The 16,444-nt window shown below is 50.2% G+C and carries 15 protein-coding genes; 8 read left to right on the top strand and 7 right to left on the bottom strand.

Annotated features, from left to right (window positions below; all coding sequences use genetic code 11):
- Positions 1 to 40: 40 nt before the first annotated feature.
- From E4L36_RS15855 to E4L36_RS15840, 4 genes are read left to right on the top strand one after another with little or no spacing between them, the layout of a single operon-like run.
- Positions 41 to 853 carry a sulfurtransferase gene (locus E4L36_RS15855; RefSeq protein WP_136681410.1) on the top strand — a complete coding sequence of 271 codons (813 nt, stop codon included), beginning with the start codon at positions 41 to 43 and terminating at the stop codon, positions 851 to 853.
- A 30-nt stretch (positions 854 to 883) separates the two neighbouring features.
- On the top strand, positions 884 to 1,744 hold the full coding sequence (gene asd, locus E4L36_RS15850) for an archaetidylserine decarboxylase (protein ID WP_136681409.1): 861 nt from the start codon (positions 884 to 886) through the stop codon (positions 1,742 to 1,744).
- A gap of 25 nt (positions 1,745 to 1,769) precedes the next feature.
- Entirely contained in the window at positions 1,770 to 2,798 is a 1,029-nt protein-coding gene (locus E4L36_RS15845; protein WP_136681408.1) for a folate-binding protein YgfZ, read from the top strand.
- Positions 2,799 to 2,818: 20 nt separating this feature from the next.
- A complete protein-coding gene (locus E4L36_RS15840) occupies positions 2,819 to 3,349 on the top strand; it encodes a gamma carbonic anhydrase family protein (RefSeq protein ID WP_136681407.1) in 531 nt (176 codons plus the stop codon).
- 22 nt (positions 3,350 to 3,371) lie between these two features.
- Here the strand turns inward: E4L36_RS15840 and E4L36_RS15835 are convergent, their stop codons facing one another.
- The 4 genes from E4L36_RS15835 to E4L36_RS15820 form a co-directional block, all read right to left on the bottom strand.
- Positions 3,372 to 4,247 (bottom strand): transglutaminase domain-containing protein, encoded by an 876-nt coding sequence (locus tag E4L36_RS15835; RefSeq protein ID WP_136681406.1) that lies wholly within the window; start codon positions 4,245 to 4,247, stop codon positions 3,372 to 3,374.
- A 54-nt stretch (positions 4,248 to 4,301) separates the two neighbouring features.
- Complete coding sequence (locus E4L36_RS15830) at positions 4,302 to 5,153, bottom strand: MBL fold metallo-hydrolase (protein WP_136681405.1); 852 nt, start codon at positions 5,151 to 5,153, stop codon at positions 4,302 to 4,304.
- Between the two features lie 69 nt (positions 5,154 to 5,222).
- Positions 5,223 to 5,909: a uracil-DNA glycosylase gene (gene ung, locus E4L36_RS15825; RefSeq protein ID WP_136681404.1), complete on the bottom strand. Its 687-nt coding sequence runs from the start codon at positions 5,907 to 5,909 to the stop codon at positions 5,223 to 5,225.
- A gap of 4 nt (positions 5,910 to 5,913) precedes the next feature.
- The gene (locus tag E4L36_RS15820; RefSeq protein ID WP_136681403.1) at positions 5,914 to 6,354 is read right to left on the bottom strand and encodes a hypothetical protein; all 441 of its coding nucleotides are present in this window, start codon (positions 6,352 to 6,354) and stop codon (positions 5,914 to 5,916) included.
- A gap of 145 nt (positions 6,355 to 6,499) precedes the next feature.
- Between E4L36_RS15820 and E4L36_RS15815 the strand changes: the two genes are divergently transcribed.
- Complete coding sequence (locus E4L36_RS15815) at positions 6,500 to 8,344, top strand: MFS transporter (protein WP_136681402.1); 1,845 nt, start codon at positions 6,500 to 6,502, stop codon at positions 8,342 to 8,344.
- A 134-nt stretch (positions 8,345 to 8,478) separates the two neighbouring features.
- Positions 8,479 to 9,987: a sensor domain-containing diguanylate cyclase gene (locus E4L36_RS15810; protein ID WP_136681401.1), complete on the top strand. Its 1,509-nt coding sequence runs from the start codon at positions 8,479 to 8,481 to the stop codon at positions 9,985 to 9,987.
- Between the two features lie 458 nt (positions 9,988 to 10,445).
- Here E4L36_RS15810 and E4L36_RS15805 read toward each other — a convergent pair whose 3' ends face one another.
- The 3 genes from E4L36_RS15805 to prfB all read right to left on the bottom strand — a co-directional run bounded on the left by E4L36_RS15805 (position 10,446) and on the right by prfB (position 14,001).
- Positions 10,446 to 11,276, bottom strand: coding sequence for a hypothetical protein (locus tag E4L36_RS15805; protein ID WP_136681400.1), 831 nt, complete (start codon positions 11,274 to 11,276; stop codon positions 10,446 to 10,448).
- A gap of 80 nt (positions 11,277 to 11,356) precedes the next feature.
- Positions 11,357 to 12,829 carry a lysine--tRNA ligase gene (gene lysS / locus E4L36_RS15800; RefSeq protein ID WP_136681399.1) on the bottom strand — a complete coding sequence of 491 codons (1,473 nt, stop codon included), beginning with the start codon at positions 12,827 to 12,829 and terminating at the stop codon, positions 11,357 to 11,359.
- Between the two features lie 77 nt (positions 12,830 to 12,906).
- Entirely contained in the window at positions 12,907 to 14,001 is a 1,095-nt protein-coding gene (gene prfB, locus E4L36_RS15795; RefSeq protein ID WP_136681398.1) for a peptide chain release factor 2, read from the bottom strand.
- Between the two features lie 251 nt (positions 14,002 to 14,252).
- On the opposite strand from prfB, the gene nhaD reads away from it, so the two are divergent.
- Together nhaD and E4L36_RS15785 are read left to right on the top strand one after the other, a co-directional pair.
- Entirely contained in the window at positions 14,253 to 15,719 is a 1,467-nt protein-coding gene (gene nhaD, locus E4L36_RS15790; RefSeq protein WP_136681397.1) for a sodium:proton antiporter NhaD, read from the top strand.
- A gap of 2 nt (positions 15,720 to 15,721) precedes the next feature.
- Positions 15,722 to 16,393 (top strand): cytochrome b/b6 domain-containing protein, encoded by a 672-nt coding sequence (locus tag E4L36_RS15785; RefSeq protein WP_136681396.1) that lies wholly within the window; start codon positions 15,722 to 15,724, stop codon positions 16,391 to 16,393.
- Positions 16,394 to 16,444 lie beyond the last annotated feature (51 nt).

The raw sequence follows: 16,444 nt of genomic DNA, 5'->3' as shown, positions 1-16,444 counted from the left end.
TCGCTATGATCGATATCCAGCAAAATTTAGTGGACTCACTATGCTATTACCTTTGGTTATCGATCCTGCGCAACTTGCGCCTGTCTTAACCGACGCTAACCTTATTGTTGTTGATCTGTCATCTACAGAGCATTACCAACAAGGCCACATCCCCGGTGCGATCAACATTGATCCCACACGGTTACTCAGTGGCTCAACACCGATTGCTAACACGCTACCCAGTAATGAGCAGTTGGCTGCTCTCTTCTCAGAGTGTGGCATCACGCAAGATTCGCACGTAGTTGTTTATGACGACCAATACGGGCCATGGGCGGGACGTTTTATCTGGAGTATGCATTGCTGCGGATTAGAAAACGCCTCCTTCCTAAACGGCCACCTAGCTGCATGGATAGAAGCTGGACTATCGATAAGCCAACAGGACCACCAGCCGACACCATCGGCCCTCACTGTTAACGCAGATCAACCGCTTGTTGCAGACAAAAGTTTTATACTGCAAAACTTAAATAACGGTTCACTGTCGATTTGGGATGCCCGCTCACGAAGCGAGTACACCGGCGAAAAAGTGATCAATGCAGCGAAAGGCGGCCACATTCCGGGGGCGCACTGGCTCGAATGGACCGACACGCTCAGCGGTTTGACACCAGCCACACTGGCTGACCCCGCAAGCTTGCGCCAACAAATAACGGCCGCTGGGATCGATATGGACAAAACCGTGGTGACCCACTGCCAAACACACCGCCGCTCTGGCTTAACTTACATCGCGGCTCGCCATGCGGGAATCCGCGATATCCGCTGTTACGACGCCTCTTGGTTTGAATGGGGCAACGCCCCAGACACCCCTGTCGAAAAATAATACGATTCAACGCTTTTTTTGGAGCTTTCAGTGAAGCAAACGCTGTTTATTCTCTTTCAACACCTTGTGCCTCAACATCTACTCTCTCGCCTTGTTGGCCGCTTAGCAGAGTGTAAAACCCCGTGGGTTAAGAACTTTTTTATTCGCCAGTTCGCCAAGAAATATGCCATCAATATGCAGGAGGCGCTGGTCGAAGAGCCCACAGCCTATGAGAATTTTAACGCTTTTTTTACACGCGAGTTAAAACCTGACGCTCGTTCCATTGACCAAGATGAGGACACCATCGTCTCTCCTGCGGACGGCGCTATTAGCCAACTAGGCCCAATTGAGCATGGCCGGATTTTCCAAGCCAAAGGCCGCGGCTATGGCCTTTCAACGTTGCTAGGAGGCTGTGAAAAATTAGCAGAAGACTTTAAAAACGGTAGTTTCGCCACCATCTATCTATCACCACGGGATTATCATCGTGTCCATATGCCGCTGCGTGGCACACTGCGCGAAACGATCTACGTACCGGGCGATCTATTCTCTGTGAACCAAACAACCGCTGAGAATGTCGACCAGTTATTCGCACGCAATGAACGCCATGTCGCGATTTTCGATACGGAAGCGGGGCCGATGGCAATGGTATTGGTGGGGGCCATGATTGTGGCCGGTATTGAAACCGTTTGGGAAGGCCAAGTGGCACCACCTTTAAAACAACCTCTGCGCACCCAATATGGTAATGCTGAACAGTTGCCGGTTACGCTAGAAAAAGGTGCAGAGATGGGCCGATTTAAACTTGGCTCAACCGTTGTCCTCCTGTTTGGCAAAGACGCGACACAGTGGCTCGACGAGCTTGCAGCAAAGAGCCCTGTGGAGCTAGGTAAGAAGATTGGTTCGGTGCGCACTTAGCGCTCCCCTACAAAGGAAAGTCATCATGAGTCCATGGCACACATTACTTAATAATTATCAGATGACCTTGGCAGAAGATGGTAATGAAGTTATCTGTAAAGGTGAGCAAAGCACTCACTCCACACGTATTGTTCCATTGGTTCACCACGAAGTGATCAGCGTGGTTGGCGAAGATGCAGAGAAGTTTCTGCAAGGCCAACTCACGTGTGATCTCCAGGATGTTAGCCAAATGGGTAGCCGCCTAGGCGCGCACTGCGCGATCAAGGGCAGCATGATAGCGCTATACCGCCTGATGAAAACGGATGGTGGCTTTCTGCTTCGTCTGCACCGTGGCACGGCGGCGGGCGCACTACAGAGCTTACAAAAATACATCGTATTCTCAAAAGCAGAAGCAAAGAATGTTAGCCAAGAGATGGTCGGCCTTGGCCTGATCGGCCCTGGGGCAACCGCTTTAGTCGAAAAACTCACTGAAACCGCACCGAGCGAAACAGACCGTTTGGTCCGCAGTGGCGATGTTCATATCATCCGCGTCCCTCAAGAGCGCTATGAACTGTGGATGCCAGTGGATAAAGCGCCTGAAGTTATTGCTCAGTTGGAGCGCATCGCGCCGATGGGGTCAACACGCGAATGGTTGCTGAGCGAAATTGAAGCTGGCATTCCTGATCTTCGTCCAGCAACGCAAGAGACGTTTATCCCGCAAATGGCGAACCTACAGGCATTCAAGGGCGTGAGTTTCACAAAGGGCTGCTACACCGGCCAAGAGATTGTGACGCGTTTGCAGCATCGCGGTAAGCTCAATAAATGCATGTACCACCTCGTTGGTGAATGTGAAACGCTGCCACAGGCAGGTGACTATCTCGATAGCACAGATAAAGAGCGGGTTGGCCAAGTTCTGTACACTGCATCCGCTGATAATGGCCAGATACACATGCTCGCTATCATGAACAAGTCAGCAGAAGAGAGCAGCCTTAAGCTTGCAGAGCAAAATACGCCGTTATCGCACGCCGAGCTGCCATATACGCTCGATCCTGAGCTATTTGAGAAGAAGCGTTAGTCAAACTAAAGGGGCTTTTGATGCTATATCAACTCAAAGGTAGAAAGGTTACCTGTTTAGGCGATGAGCACTTCATCGCCCCAAATGCCACTGTTATCGGCAATGTGACGCTACACAACAATAGTAGCGTCTGGTTTAACGCAGTGATCCGCGGCGACAATGACCCTATCGTTATCGGTGAAGGCAGTAATATCCAAGACGGCGCGGTGCTACACACTGATCCGGGCTTTGCGCTAACACTTGGCAAGCATGTTACGGTTGGGCATCAAGCGATGTTGCACGGTTGCAGCATCGGCGATGGTTCCCTTATCGGTATCGGTGCGGTGGTGCTCAATGGCGCGAAGATAGGTAAAGGCTGTTTAATCGGTGCTAACGCATTGGTCCCAGAAGGGATGGAAATCCCCGACTATTCACTGGTCGTGGGCTCGCCTGCCAAAGTGAAGCGCGAACTCAACGAGGCGCAGCGCCAAGGCTTGATCGAAAATGCAGCTCACTATGTGGATAACATGCGCCTCTTTAATGAGCATCTCATCGAGCAACTCGACGATTAGAAGCGCCCTATCGGCTTCTATGTCACCATCGATAGCTCTGCTTACCTGATCGCTTCATACTAACAATGCCCTCTTCTAGACTCCAATATGGATTGGAGTCTAAAAGTTTAACCGCCCCGTTTAGATCAAGACCGGGCTGCATCGCTAAAGCCAGTTGATCAAACACTTGAGCATCTTCTGACGATACACGGCTCTCCTCAGCAGCTTGAACACTTAACCCCCAATAATCCCAAGGCAACAACTCAATCATCGCTTGTGCAGCTAAGTCTTTAAAAAGGTTAGAAGCCGCGAACCACTCACCCGATATTCCAGCCGCTGCAACACCCACGCGATCACTGATCACATCGCCGCTGCGCAAAGCGCACCACATGCGCGCGGCACTCATAAAGAGACCTTTTGGTAATTTCGTGATATCAAATCTGATACGAAAACCATCCCTTGCACGGGCGCCCAACTGCGCATCAAAAAGATGCCATTGGCCATCTTGGTAGTATTCGCACAGCCAATGATCCTCCCAAAAGTCACGCTTTAAGTAGCTAACAAACCCCACTCTCAGTCGCGCAGGAATGCCTTCAGAGCGCAGTTTTGCAACGGCAAACAGGGCAAAGTCGCGGCAGGTTACATAGGCGTAATCAGGAAGATCACGATGATCAGTTAGAGGGCGCGCATCACGCTCAACAATAAGCGCGAGTAACCCTTGCAAGTAACGCACATCACGATCGCCCTCAGCATACTCGGGTACACCAAAGCCAAGATGGCGAGCAGCCCCGTGGTGAATAAGCGTATTCTCTAGTGCATCTGCAAGCGCTAACGCAGATGATGGCAGCGCATCTAGATACGCTTGCAAGTTGCCTACTGAAGACCAACGTGTCTGTTGGCAATATTGCTGATGTTTCATACGCTGTCCTCCTTGACGCCATTTGGGTGGAAGCTGCTTGCGCACCACTCGTTGTTATAGATCAGGCCGCCAACCCATACCTGATTCCTCCATGAGACGCTCGTAAACGCCCTCGATGTTATCCGCAAGCCATGCATCATAGTGTGGTAATCCCGCATACGGCGCGAGCTGCGCTTGCTGCTGAATTTCGGGTAGTGTTTTTCCGGCTTGAATACCACTCACTACCAATTCATATAAAGCTTCGAGGTAGCCCAGATAGCGCACAACCTCTGCCTTCGTGCCGATATCAGCATGCCCGCCAACAAAGGTGTCAAAATCTAGTGCAAGTACATCGCGCGTCGAGTTGATCATACCTTGAATATCGTAACTCCACAGCTTACGCCACGGCATCCGATTCAGCACAATCCAATCCACCACAAAGAGCGTTCGCTGGCGCTTAAACTCAACACTAACCGAGCCACGGCCATCATTTGGGCCGTGGTAACGCAACAGGATGCGTTGACCACCCACATCTAAAGCGAGCTGGTCAGAAAAGCTAATATCAGGCGCAACAGTTTTGGTTTTGGTGATCTGAATATCTTGCGCCGCTAACCTGTGGGCAATAAAGATGACACCCGGCGCATCAAACGCTTCGGCACCATAGATATGATCGCTGTGATTATGGCTGTAGATGACATAGCGAACCGGCACATCAAAGCGTTTACCAAGTTCTGCTTTCAGCCAAGCTGCGGCACGGCTATTCAGCGTATCAACAAGTACGATCCCTTCATCGGTCACCAAAAACACGGCGCGATGGCGGTCATCAACAAACCGATATAAACCATCGCCGAGCGGTTCGATTGAGTAATCGGCAAGCGCCGAATGAGCGACAAAAAAGCTAAGAAACCAAATTGCTACAATACGCATAACCGCCACCTAGATCCGTTGTTATTGTTATTACATTAACAAAGACAACAGAGCCTGATGATCAGTTCGCTAACCGGCGTCTGCGGGTAGTTGCCAGTTGATCGGCTCGCGCCCTTGATCCATCAAATATTGATTAGCTTGGCTGAAATGGCGACAGCCGAAAAAGCCTCGGTGTGCAGCCAACGGTGATGGATGCGGCGCTTTAAGCACGCAATGGCGGGTGGTATCGATCACCGCTCCCTTCTTTTGCGCATAAGCTCCCCATAGTAGAAACACCACATGATCACACTCGCGGTTCACCACCTCAATCACTTTGTCCGTAAACTGCTCCCAGCCCTTACCTTGATGTGATGCGGCGTTTGAATCGCGCACCGTAAGTACGCTGTTAAGTAGCAATACGCCCTGATTTGCCCAGCTATCGAGAAAACCATGCGCGACTGGCTCAACATTCAAGTCGGTCTTAAGCTCTTTGTAGATATTCACTAGAGACGGCGGCACTTTCACACCAGGACGAACAGAAAAACATAAGCCATGTGCCTGTCCCGGTTGATGATAGGGGTCTTGCCCAATGATCACGACCTTAACTTGTTCGAGCGGGGTACACTCGAATGCATGAAACCATTCACTGGAGTGGGGATAGATCGTTTGGCGCTGGCTTTTTTCATCCTGTAAAAACGCTTTTAAAGCCAACATGTAAGGCGCATCAAATTCACCAACTAGGTGAGGCTGCCACGAGGGGGCATTGTCTAAAGCCATATCGTTAAGGTTCTCCACAGTCTTTTACCGTTCCAGAAGGCGCAAATTGGTCACGTGTGACCACACGCCGATGCCACAACGAATAGTAACGCACCTTACCCGGTGCATGGGCAACGATTCCCGAGATAATAATGACAGTGAGATAGATCCCCGCCTCTGGCGAAGAGGCCAGCCACCATCCCAACGAAAGTAGCGCGAGTTTGATAATGATGGCCTGTCCGCGCAATTGCATTAGCCATACCGGGTTGCAGTATATCTCTTTGACAACCATCAGCGCGCCGCTCAGCACCGCTAGCAACAGGTAGCCTTGGTATGTTTGTACAGGTAAATCAAACAGATACAGACCTGCCAGCCCTGCGATACCGATAAGGTGTGCAGTCCGCAGCAAAATACTAACCCAACGCTTCCCAGGAAAGTCCCGCTTTATTAGCCAAAAGCGATGCATACTCATGTCCATTTAGCCCTTTTTTACACCAATGAATTCTCGCTAAAAAGTGGCGAAAAAACACTCAATAATATTGACTTAAACTTTGCCGAGCCGTAACGTCCGCAAAAATATTATCAACCCCGAATAATTGGAAAAAAATGCAGTGATCGTCACCCTTTTTCCCCTCGTTTCGCTTTTCGCGAGCTGCTTTATTTTAATGCTGGGCTTTGGCCTTATCGGCATCTTATTGCCCGTGCGAATGGGGATAGAAAACATCAGTACCGACACCATCGGTTTAGTCTTGTCCATGTATGCCGTTGGCATGCTACTGGGCGGTTACTATTGCCGTAGACTCATCGACCGCGTCGGTCATATACGTATTTTTGCCGCTAGCGCTGCTATGTCGGCTATGGCCATTCTATTGTGTAGTTTATATGTAAATGAGTGGCTATGGGGCGTTATGCGTATGGTGATGGGCTTTAGTATCGCCTGTGCATTTGCTGTTATTGATGGCTGGTTAAGCGACGCGGCAAGCGAGCAAACCCGTGGCCGTATTCTTGCGACTAGCCAAATTGTCGTGATGGCAGCGCTCTTTTGCGGCCAGTTTCTGCTGAATATTGCACCGCCAGAAGGCACTAAGCTCTTTGTCATCGCTGGCATTTTACTCTGTTTTGCGCTGTTGCCATTGATTCTAAGTAAGCGTGTTGGACCGACCATCCACGAAATGACGGGTATGTCATACCGTGATTTGATCAAAGCATCGCCGCTAGGCGTGATCGCCTGCTTTTTCAGTGGCCTACTTTATGGTGCGATCATTAACATGTTGCCGGTGTTTGCAAAACACTACGATATCGTTGGCTTTGATCTCTCTTTGTATGTTGCAGCGGCAGTATTCGGCGCCTTTATTTTGCAGTTCCCTGTAGGTGTGCTGTCAGACCGCTTCGATCGACGTAGCGTTCTTTTTTACCTACTGGTGATTAGTATCGCTACCACATTGGCAACTCCATTCGGCGCACACAACAGCCTCTTTTATCTAATGCTCGTCACCACGGGCATCTCAACCGGTATCTTTACGTGCCTTTACCCAATGAGCATTGCTGAGACATTTGACCGCATTCAGCGCTCCGAGATGGCATCGGCGATGGGCGGCCTACTCATGATCTACGCGCTGGGTAGTATCTTCGGTCCTCTCGCCTCCTCTTACACAATGCAAAAGCTAGGTGACGATGCACTGTTTAGCTTCCTCGCGGTTGCCCAAGGATTACTGCTGATCTTTGTTGTTTACCGCATGAAAGCTCGCGCGGCGCTACCGGTGGAGGAGCAAGAGAGCTTCGTTATCCAGCAACCATCCGTTGCCACGGCGCTTTATGAGCTTGACCCGCGAACACAATATGAGATCTTAGATCTACCTATTTCACTAGAGGCGCAGGTAGCCATTACGATCGCCGAAAGTAGCCCAGCCGCCGCGGTAAATATGGCTAAAGAGATCGCTCAAACATCGCCTGAAAAGGCCGCAAGCTTAACAGCAGCACTTGCTCAGGTTGATGATATCGATGTTGCTCGGCTGTTTAGCTCAATAATCAAAGCTGCGCCTGAACTGAGCTTAGAGATTGCGGAGGCACTTGCGAGCAATGCCCCTGAGCAGTCAACAGAACTAGTCGCTTGGTTAGCCGAAAACCAACCAGATAAGCTAGCCGAGATGGTGGCTGAAATCGCCGAGGAGTTCCCAGCGCCAGTGATCGAAGAGCCTGAAGAGATCCGCCCTGCGGAGGTAGAAGCGTACCATGAGTCCGCCACAGAGCTGGTGACTCACTTTGCTGAGAACCAGCCCGAACAAGCGGTTAACATTGCAGCGGCGGTTGTTGAAAACCTACCTGATGTGGCTTCTGAGATGGTCGAGATCCTAAACGACGCTGAACAGATACCCGATAAGCTGGTTTCAGATATCAACGACAGACCTGACGAAGCTCAACTAGAAGAGCCCACAAACCAGCCTAAAGACCTGTAAATAGTTAGTGGGTGAGACAATTTTGGACTACTGTATATATTAAGTAGCAGCGCGGCCTCTTCCGCGCTGTGCTTTTTAAAGAGCCACAGTGCCAACTTTTGCCACATGACTAGGTAGTGCCACTTAATTTGCCAATGATGATTCGACTTCTACTTGCTGTATTGGTCTTTTGGAGCAGCCAAGCTGCCATCGCAGCCAAAAACGAGCCGTTTTTCTGGGAAGTTTTCCAGCAGCAGAGCGCCGTGATGATGCTGATCGACCCAGACTCGGGCCGCATCATCAATGCCAACAGCGCGGCACAGCGCTTTTATGGCTACTCGCTCACCGAAATGCTGCAGATGCGTATCCAAGATATTAACGCGCTTTCGAGCCAGCAGGTCACGGACGAGATGAATCTTGCAGCTCAACAGAACCGCGATTACTTCATCTTTCGTCACCGAACCAAAGAGAATGGCATCCGCACGGTTGAGGTCAACTCATCGCCCTACACCTTTAGCGACCGCACACTATTGCTCTCGATCGTGACGGATATCTCCGTGACTCGGGACATGCAAGACAGTCTTTGGCACTATCAAGATCGTTTGGAAGGCGTTGTGGATGAACAAGCAGGACAGATCAAAAGCTACTCGCAGCAGATCGTAATTCTCCTCTCGATTGCCGTTGCGATGCTGATGGTCGCAGTGGCTATTCTCAGTTGGAGCCGCGCCACCCATAAAAAGAACGCACAACTGCTCAGCAACGAACAACAGCGCCTTGCCGAAATTATACAGGGCACCAATGTCGGCACATGGCAGTGGGACCTGATGCAAGACAACCTCAGCTGTGATCAACGTTGGGCCGATATCTGCGGCCTATCTAGAGAGCAGTGCCAACACACGACACGCAGCCAATGGTTTGAGCTGATCCACCCGGATGATGCTAGCGATGTTCAGCGCCAACTCGAAGCAGTCCTCAAAAAGCAAAAGGACTACTTAGTCGTCGAGTATCGTATTCTACGCAGCGATGGCAGCCCTTCATGGGTGATCAGCCGCGGTAAGGTAGTGGAGTGGAGCGATGAAGATAAGCCAATGCGTATGGCTGGCCATCTTGAGGATATCAATGCACGCAAAGAGTCCGAGCGCCAAATGCACCACCTGGCACAGTTCGACATCCTCACAGACCTACCCAACCGCAACCTCTTCTTAGACCGCTGTAAACTGGCTTTAAGCTTCGCTAAACGCAAAGAGTCGACCATCGCCATCGTCTGCATAGGGCTGAGTAACTTCCGCTTGGTCAACGATATCTACGGCCACGATGCCGGGGATGAGATTCTTAAAGATGTCGCACCGCGCTTAACGAGCTGTGTACGCGATGTCGATACAGTGGCCCGAATTGGCGGCGACAAGTTCGTATTGCTGCTCACGGGGATCTCTCAGCAGGAGCCGCTGACACGCATCATTGATGATGTTAGACACCGCATCAGCGAGCCCTACCTGCTTTCAACAGGCCAGTATGCATCGATCACCTGTAATATTGGTATTGCCCAGTACCCATCTGATGGCAGCACTCCAGAGGCGCTTTTATCACGTTCAGAAGAAGCTCTCTTAAAAGCGAAACAGGACCCTCTCGGTTCCGCTGTCTTCTATGCCTGTGGGCTATCATAAGCAGCTGTCGTAACTGGTAGCTGGCCGTAACAAACCGCCAAAAAGACCCCGCATTAGCGGGTTTTTGTACGAAAATGACCTATTCCCTGCTTTTGACTTGTCTGGTGGCCTGAACAGCCAGCGGAGCGAAAGCCCTAAAGCTGATGGTCTGCGTTCCGGCGAGCCAGATGAAATCACACTTGCTAGTATCGAAACCCACCAGAAAACGCGGGAGGCGAACCGAGTGCCTAGCTCGTACTTTATTGGCGAGTGTCTGGTCATCACAGGGCGCTTCAGAGGAGATAACTTCCAGTAGGTCTGAACACTCGAGTTCTCAGCCAAACAAGTGATGGAACCGAACAGGTGGAGAACTACGTCAGGCGCGCCTGCCAGATACCCGAAATGGACTCTAGCAGTTGTGCTAGCCTGAATGGTTCTAATCTAACTCTCTGTTAAGCCTATCCTGAACGGCCTTTTCATCAGTAGATAGAAGCAATACTGGTTTTATTTTTGTTTGGAGTTAGCTTCTTGAGAAAACCTTTTTTCTCTACATTGTGTGCCGGATCTTCCAAACGTTCTAAGGCTTCCTTTAGTTGCTCAGAGCGAGATTTAGAGGTAACGAATTGTTTATCTAAATAGCCCTTCTGGTCTGTCGTGATTGCAGACTCGTTCCAACCAGGGTTCTGCTCGCTAAAATCGGCTTCAGTAGCATAATGCACAAAAATAAAATCGTTATGATTGGTGACAAAATGGTTATCGCTGATATAGGTTTCTGGGATCGCGACCTCTGTGAACTTTTTCAGAAGAGTTAGTCCATCATCTATCACTTTTTCATAGTTTTCAGACTGAGGGTTGATGGAGATAGAGCTGATATAGCTACAGCGCTTATTCTGCTCCGTGCTCTCATGCAGAACAGCGTACGCCTCGTAACCTGAGCTGCAGAAACCGGGCAACTCTATCCAGCTTCCAAAGCTGATGGGGGATGTTCTGGCCTCGATATATGCCAGATGTTTAGCCGTATTCCCTTCGATTTTAGCGAGCAGAATAATGGCCATGTTTGACTCTACTGGAGCGATGCCGACCTGCCCGCCAATAAAGCTAATTTCACCTATATGACTACCAGTAGCGAGGACGGCCCAGTCGCCATCACCGAGGGGGATTTTTTTTTCGCCTATAACAATATGCTTTCGTGCGATATCACCAGCTTGGTAATTGTTATGAAAATCCTTGATGCCTAAGCGAGACGGTAAACTGTTACAGCCCGACAAAAAAACCAAAGAAATAGCCAATAAGACAATTGCTTTTTTCATATCGTAAATCATCCATGAAATATTGATACTAAATAAGTGTTCTGTATTGGCTATTTTATCATTTTTTCTAACGAATCCTATTACTGGCGCGGACGCATCGCTGGGAACAAGATAACATCACGGATCGAATCACAGTCGGCGAAGAACATCACTAGACGGTCAATACCGATACCCTCGCCCGCTGTTGGCGGCAAGCCATATTCCAACGCATTGATGTAATCATCATCGTAGTGCATGGCTTCGTCATCGCCAGCATCTTTCTCAGCAACTTGAGCACGGAAGCGCTCTGCCTGATCTTCCGAGTCATTGAGCTCCGAGAAGCCGTTTGCCACTTCACGACCACCGATAAAGAACTCAAAGCGGTCTGTGATAAATGGGTTGTTATCGTTGCGGCGCGCCAATGGCGACACTTCGGCTGGGTATTCAGTGATAAACGTCGGCTGATCCAGTCGGTCTTCCACGGTTTTCTCGAAGATCTCGATCTGCACTTTACCCAAGCCGTAGCTATCTTTTAGCGGGATGCCCAGTTTATCAGCAACCGCTCGTGCTGATTCGATGTTATCGATATCAGCAGCGCTCAGCTCTGGGTTGTAATGCAAGATAGAGTCAAACACGCTGATGCGCGTGAACGGCGCCCCTAGGTCATACTCTTCACCCTGATATGTCAGGGTCGTGGTACCTAGCACGTCATTCGCCAACTTGCGTAGCATCTCTTCCGTTAGATCCATCAGATCATTGAAGTCAGCGTAGGCCTGGTAGAACTCAAGCATCGTAAACTCAGGGTTGTGGCGCGTCGACAAACCTTCGTTACGGAAGTTACGGTTGATCTCAAAGACGCGCTCAACACCACCCACAACCAAACGCTTCAAGTACAGCTCTGGCGCGATACGCAGGTACATATCACGATCTAGTGCATTGTGATGCGTAATAAACGGACGCGCCGATGCACCACCTGGAATCACCTGTAGCATGGGGGTTTCAGCTTCAATAAAGCGGCGCTCTTCCAAGAACTTACGGATCCCAGACACCACTTTTGAGCGGATCTCAAATACGCGACGCGATTCGTCATTGGTAATTAGGTCAACGTAACGCTGACGATAGCGCATCTCGGTGTCTTGCAGACCTTTATGCTTATCAGGCAAGGGACGCAGGTTCTTCGTGAGAAGCTGATACTCGCCAAGATCAACGTAGAGGTCACCTTTGCCAGATTTGTGTAGCTCCCCAGTGATACCGATGATATCGCCCAGATCCAAGCTCTTAGCAAACGCACGCGCTTCTTTGTTAACGTAAAACTGGATACGCCCGGTCATATCTTGGATAACACCAAACGCACCACGGTTCAGCATAACGCGGCCAGCAATGCTTACCTTGATGCCTGCCTCAGCGAGCTCTTCCTTCGATTTATCGCCATATTTAGCCTGCAGGTCTTGTGCATAGCTATCGCGACGGAAGTTGTTGGGGAACGCATTTCCCTGCTCGCGCAACGCATTGAGCTTTTCGCGGCGTTCAGCGATCAGGCGATTCTCATCTTGCTGCTGAGTGTTATCAGACATGTTATTAAAAACCTTTTGCTTGGGTTTATTTCTTGCTGAGCACTCGCAAGCGCCCAGCATAGTGATTAGTTACGTAACTACAGACCGGCTTTTAGGCTAGCCTCGATGAAGAGATCAAGATCGCCATCAAGGACTTTGTCACAGTTGGAGGTCTGCACATTGGTACGCAAATCTTTAATGCGCTGATCATCCAGCACGTAAGAGCGAATTTGGCTGCCCCAGCCGATATCAGCTTTTGAATCTTCAAGCTCTTGCGCCGCTTCACTGCGCTTAAGCATCTCAATCTCGTAAAGTTTTGCCCGTAGCTGCTTCATACAGGTATCTTTGTTTTGGTGCTGCGAGCGCTGGCTTTGTGACTGCACCACGATACCTGATGGTTCGTGGGTGATACGTACCGCAGATTCAGTCCGGTTAACGTGCTGACCACCGGCACCTGAGGCACGGTAAACATCAATACGCAGATCCGCAGGGTTGATGTCGATCTCGACGTTGTCATCAATCTCTGGCGATACAAATACCGAGCAGAACGAGGTGTGACGACGGCCACCAGAGTCGAATGGCGATTTACGCACCAAACGGTGTACGCCGGTTTCTGTACGCAGCCAACCAAAGGCGTACTCACCCTCAAAACGGATCGTCGCGGACTTAATACCTGCAACATCACCATCAGACACTTCAATGAGTTCTGTTTTAAAGCCTTTCTCTTCACCCCAACGCAGGTACATACGCAGTACCATATTGGCCCAGTCTTGAGCTTCAGTACCGCCCGAACCAGACTGAATATCCAAGAACGCGTTGTTCTCGTCTGCCTCTCCGGCAAACATACGGCGGAACTCCAAGCCTTGTAGCTTAGTCATCAGAGTACTGACTTCAGAGATGACATCCTCTACCGTCTCTTCGTCGTCCTCTTCTACTGCCATATCTAGCAGATCACGAACATCCACAGCGCCGGCCTTGAGCTCCTCCAGCGTTTTAACCACGGTCTCTAGTGCAGAGCGCTCTTTGCCGAGCTTTTGCGCGTAATCAGGATCATTCCAAACATTTGGGTCTTCCAGCTCACGCTCAACCTCTTCGAGGCGCTCTTTCTTAGCTGGGTAATCCAGATAGCCGTACAAAGCTTCGGTTCGTTCACCGATATCTTTAAGATCGTTAATGATTGGATTGACTTCCATCGCTGACGCTCAACTGTTCGCAAATTAAAAAGGGCACACATTTTAACCGAAAAGCGCTCTTTAAGGCACCCTTATTTGAAGGCGATAAAAGCGTTTGAACGCTCACTATCAACGCCCTTAAGTGTTTTGATGCGATGCAAAAATCAGCGTATGCTAATTAATAACTTCGGGCGTTCAGTGCGTTGTTGATCTTTTCACATTGAGCAGCCGCCCCCATCGTCGTTAACTCACTCCAAAGGCATCACTAGCGCATGTATTTGGCTTCCCAACAAACCTTATTCTGGTTAAAAAACGGTCTGTTTTGTCTTGTTTTGTTCGGTACTGCAAGCTGGGCATTCGGTTTTACCAGCGGCTCGCCAGCAAGCCCTGTTGACTTAACCACCAGCCTATATGGCTATCTGGCGGTTGGTGTGTTTTGCGTCGGGTATGCATTGGTACTGGGCGAAGAGATCACCCAACTACGCAAGTCCAAGCCAATTATTGTGGCAGCGGGCCTCATCTGGTTACTCGTCGGGCTTGCTTACATGGCACAAGGTGACCACCACACCGCCGGAGAGGCGTTACGTCACAATATTTTAGAGTACGCCGAGCTGTTCTTTTTCTTGCTGGCCGCGATGACATTTATCAACACAATGGAGGAGCGACAGGTATTCGCTGCACTGCGTAACTGGTTAATACAAAAGCAGTTTTCATTACGCAAAATCTATTGGATCACCGGCGGATTGGCTTTCGCGCTTTCACCCATCGCAGATAATTTGTCTACCGCCCTACTGATGGGCGCGGTGGTAATGGCCGTCGGCAACGGCTACACCCAGTTTGTCACGGTGGGGTGTATCAATGTTGTCATCGCTGCCAATGCGGGTGGTGCATTTTGCCCTTTTGGGGATATCACAACCTTGATGGTGTGGCAGAAAGGGATAGTACAGTTCGGTGATTTCTTTGCCCTGTTCCTGCCTTCTCTGATCAACTGGTTGGTGCCCGCTGCCATCATGTCTTGGGGCATAACCGCAGCGCCCGGCTCATGTGATAACAGCGAGCACTCGGTATTGAAACCCGGTGGGCTTGTTACGATTGGGCTTTTCGCGGCGACTATCGCACTGGCGGTAAGCTCACATAGTTATCTTCACCTGCCGCCAGTGTTGGGCATGATGACAGGGCTTGGGGTGTTGAAGATCTACATCTTTTACCTATGCCGTCATGAGAGCCATCCGGCCACGAAGCACCCTGGCAGCGAAGTGCCAACGGAGGGTAGTTATCGGGGTGACCATACCGATGTGATACGCCGTTTTGATATCTTTCGTGTTGTAGAGCGCTCTTCATGGGATACGTTGATGTTTTTCTATGGCGTCGTCATGTGCGTTGGAGGCCTCTCAACACTGGGTTACCTCACGCTATTGTCTGAGCAACTCTATGGCAACCTCGGTGTTATTTGGGCCAATATCTTGGTAGGGGTCCTCTCCTCTTTGGTTGATAATATCCCCGTGATGTTCGCGGTCCTCACGATGGAGCCTTCCATGAGCACTAACGCTTGGCTGCTCGTCACGCTGACAGCCGGAGTGGGTGGATCATTGTTATCGATCGGTTCCGCAGCTGGCATCGCCCTGATGGGACAAGCACAGGGTACCTATACGTTTTATAGCCACCTGAGGTGGAGCTGGGCCATTGCGCTCGGCTACGCCGCAGGTATTCTGACCCACCTTGGGATCAATGGAGTGTAAACATGACGCAACAAGTCGAACCCACTACCCGCATTCAGGTCTGGGACCTTTCTATCCGGTTATTCCACTGGGCACTGGTCGCTGCTATCGGTTATCTGTGGTACTCCGGTGAAGAGGGCGGCGATATGACCTGGCATATGTATATCGGCTATACCGTACTCGGATTAGTCACCTATCGCATACTTTGGGGTCTGGTGGGCTCTCATTATGCGCGCTTCAAAGAGTTTATTCGTTCACCTAAAGCAACACTGCGCTACGCCCTCGCCTTTAGCAAAGGGAAAGAGCCTCACTTTGTGGGCCATAACCCATTAGGCGGCTGGATGGTGATCGCATTACTGCTGTTAGTGGCCACCCAAGGAGTGACTGGCTTATTCACCAGTGACGATATTTTTACGGACGGGCCACTGGTCCATCTGGTCAGTAGCGATATGGTCTCCACGCTCTCTAGCATCCATAAGCAGACCTTCGACTTTATCTTGGCTGCTATCGCACTGCACGTCTTAGCCGTGGTTTATCATGCGGTTGTGAAAAAAGACCCGATTGTCCCTGCTATGGTAACCGGTAAGAAGATAGCCCCGTTAGGCACAACAGCAAGCACACTCCCTCTACTACGAGCCATCGCCATTGCTGCCGTAGCCGCTGCTACTATATGGGCCGTCGTCAACTTGCTTTAAGAAGCAGTAGATACAAAAAAGCTCGGCAATGCCGAGCTTTTTTTAAGAAGA

The organism is Neptunomonas sp. XY-337 (assembly GCF_004959845.1).
Classification (GTDB): Bacteria; Pseudomonadota; Gammaproteobacteria; order Pseudomonadales; family Balneatricaceae; genus Neptunomonas; species Neptunomonas marina.
This window is presented reverse-complemented; position numbering and strand designations above follow the sequence as displayed.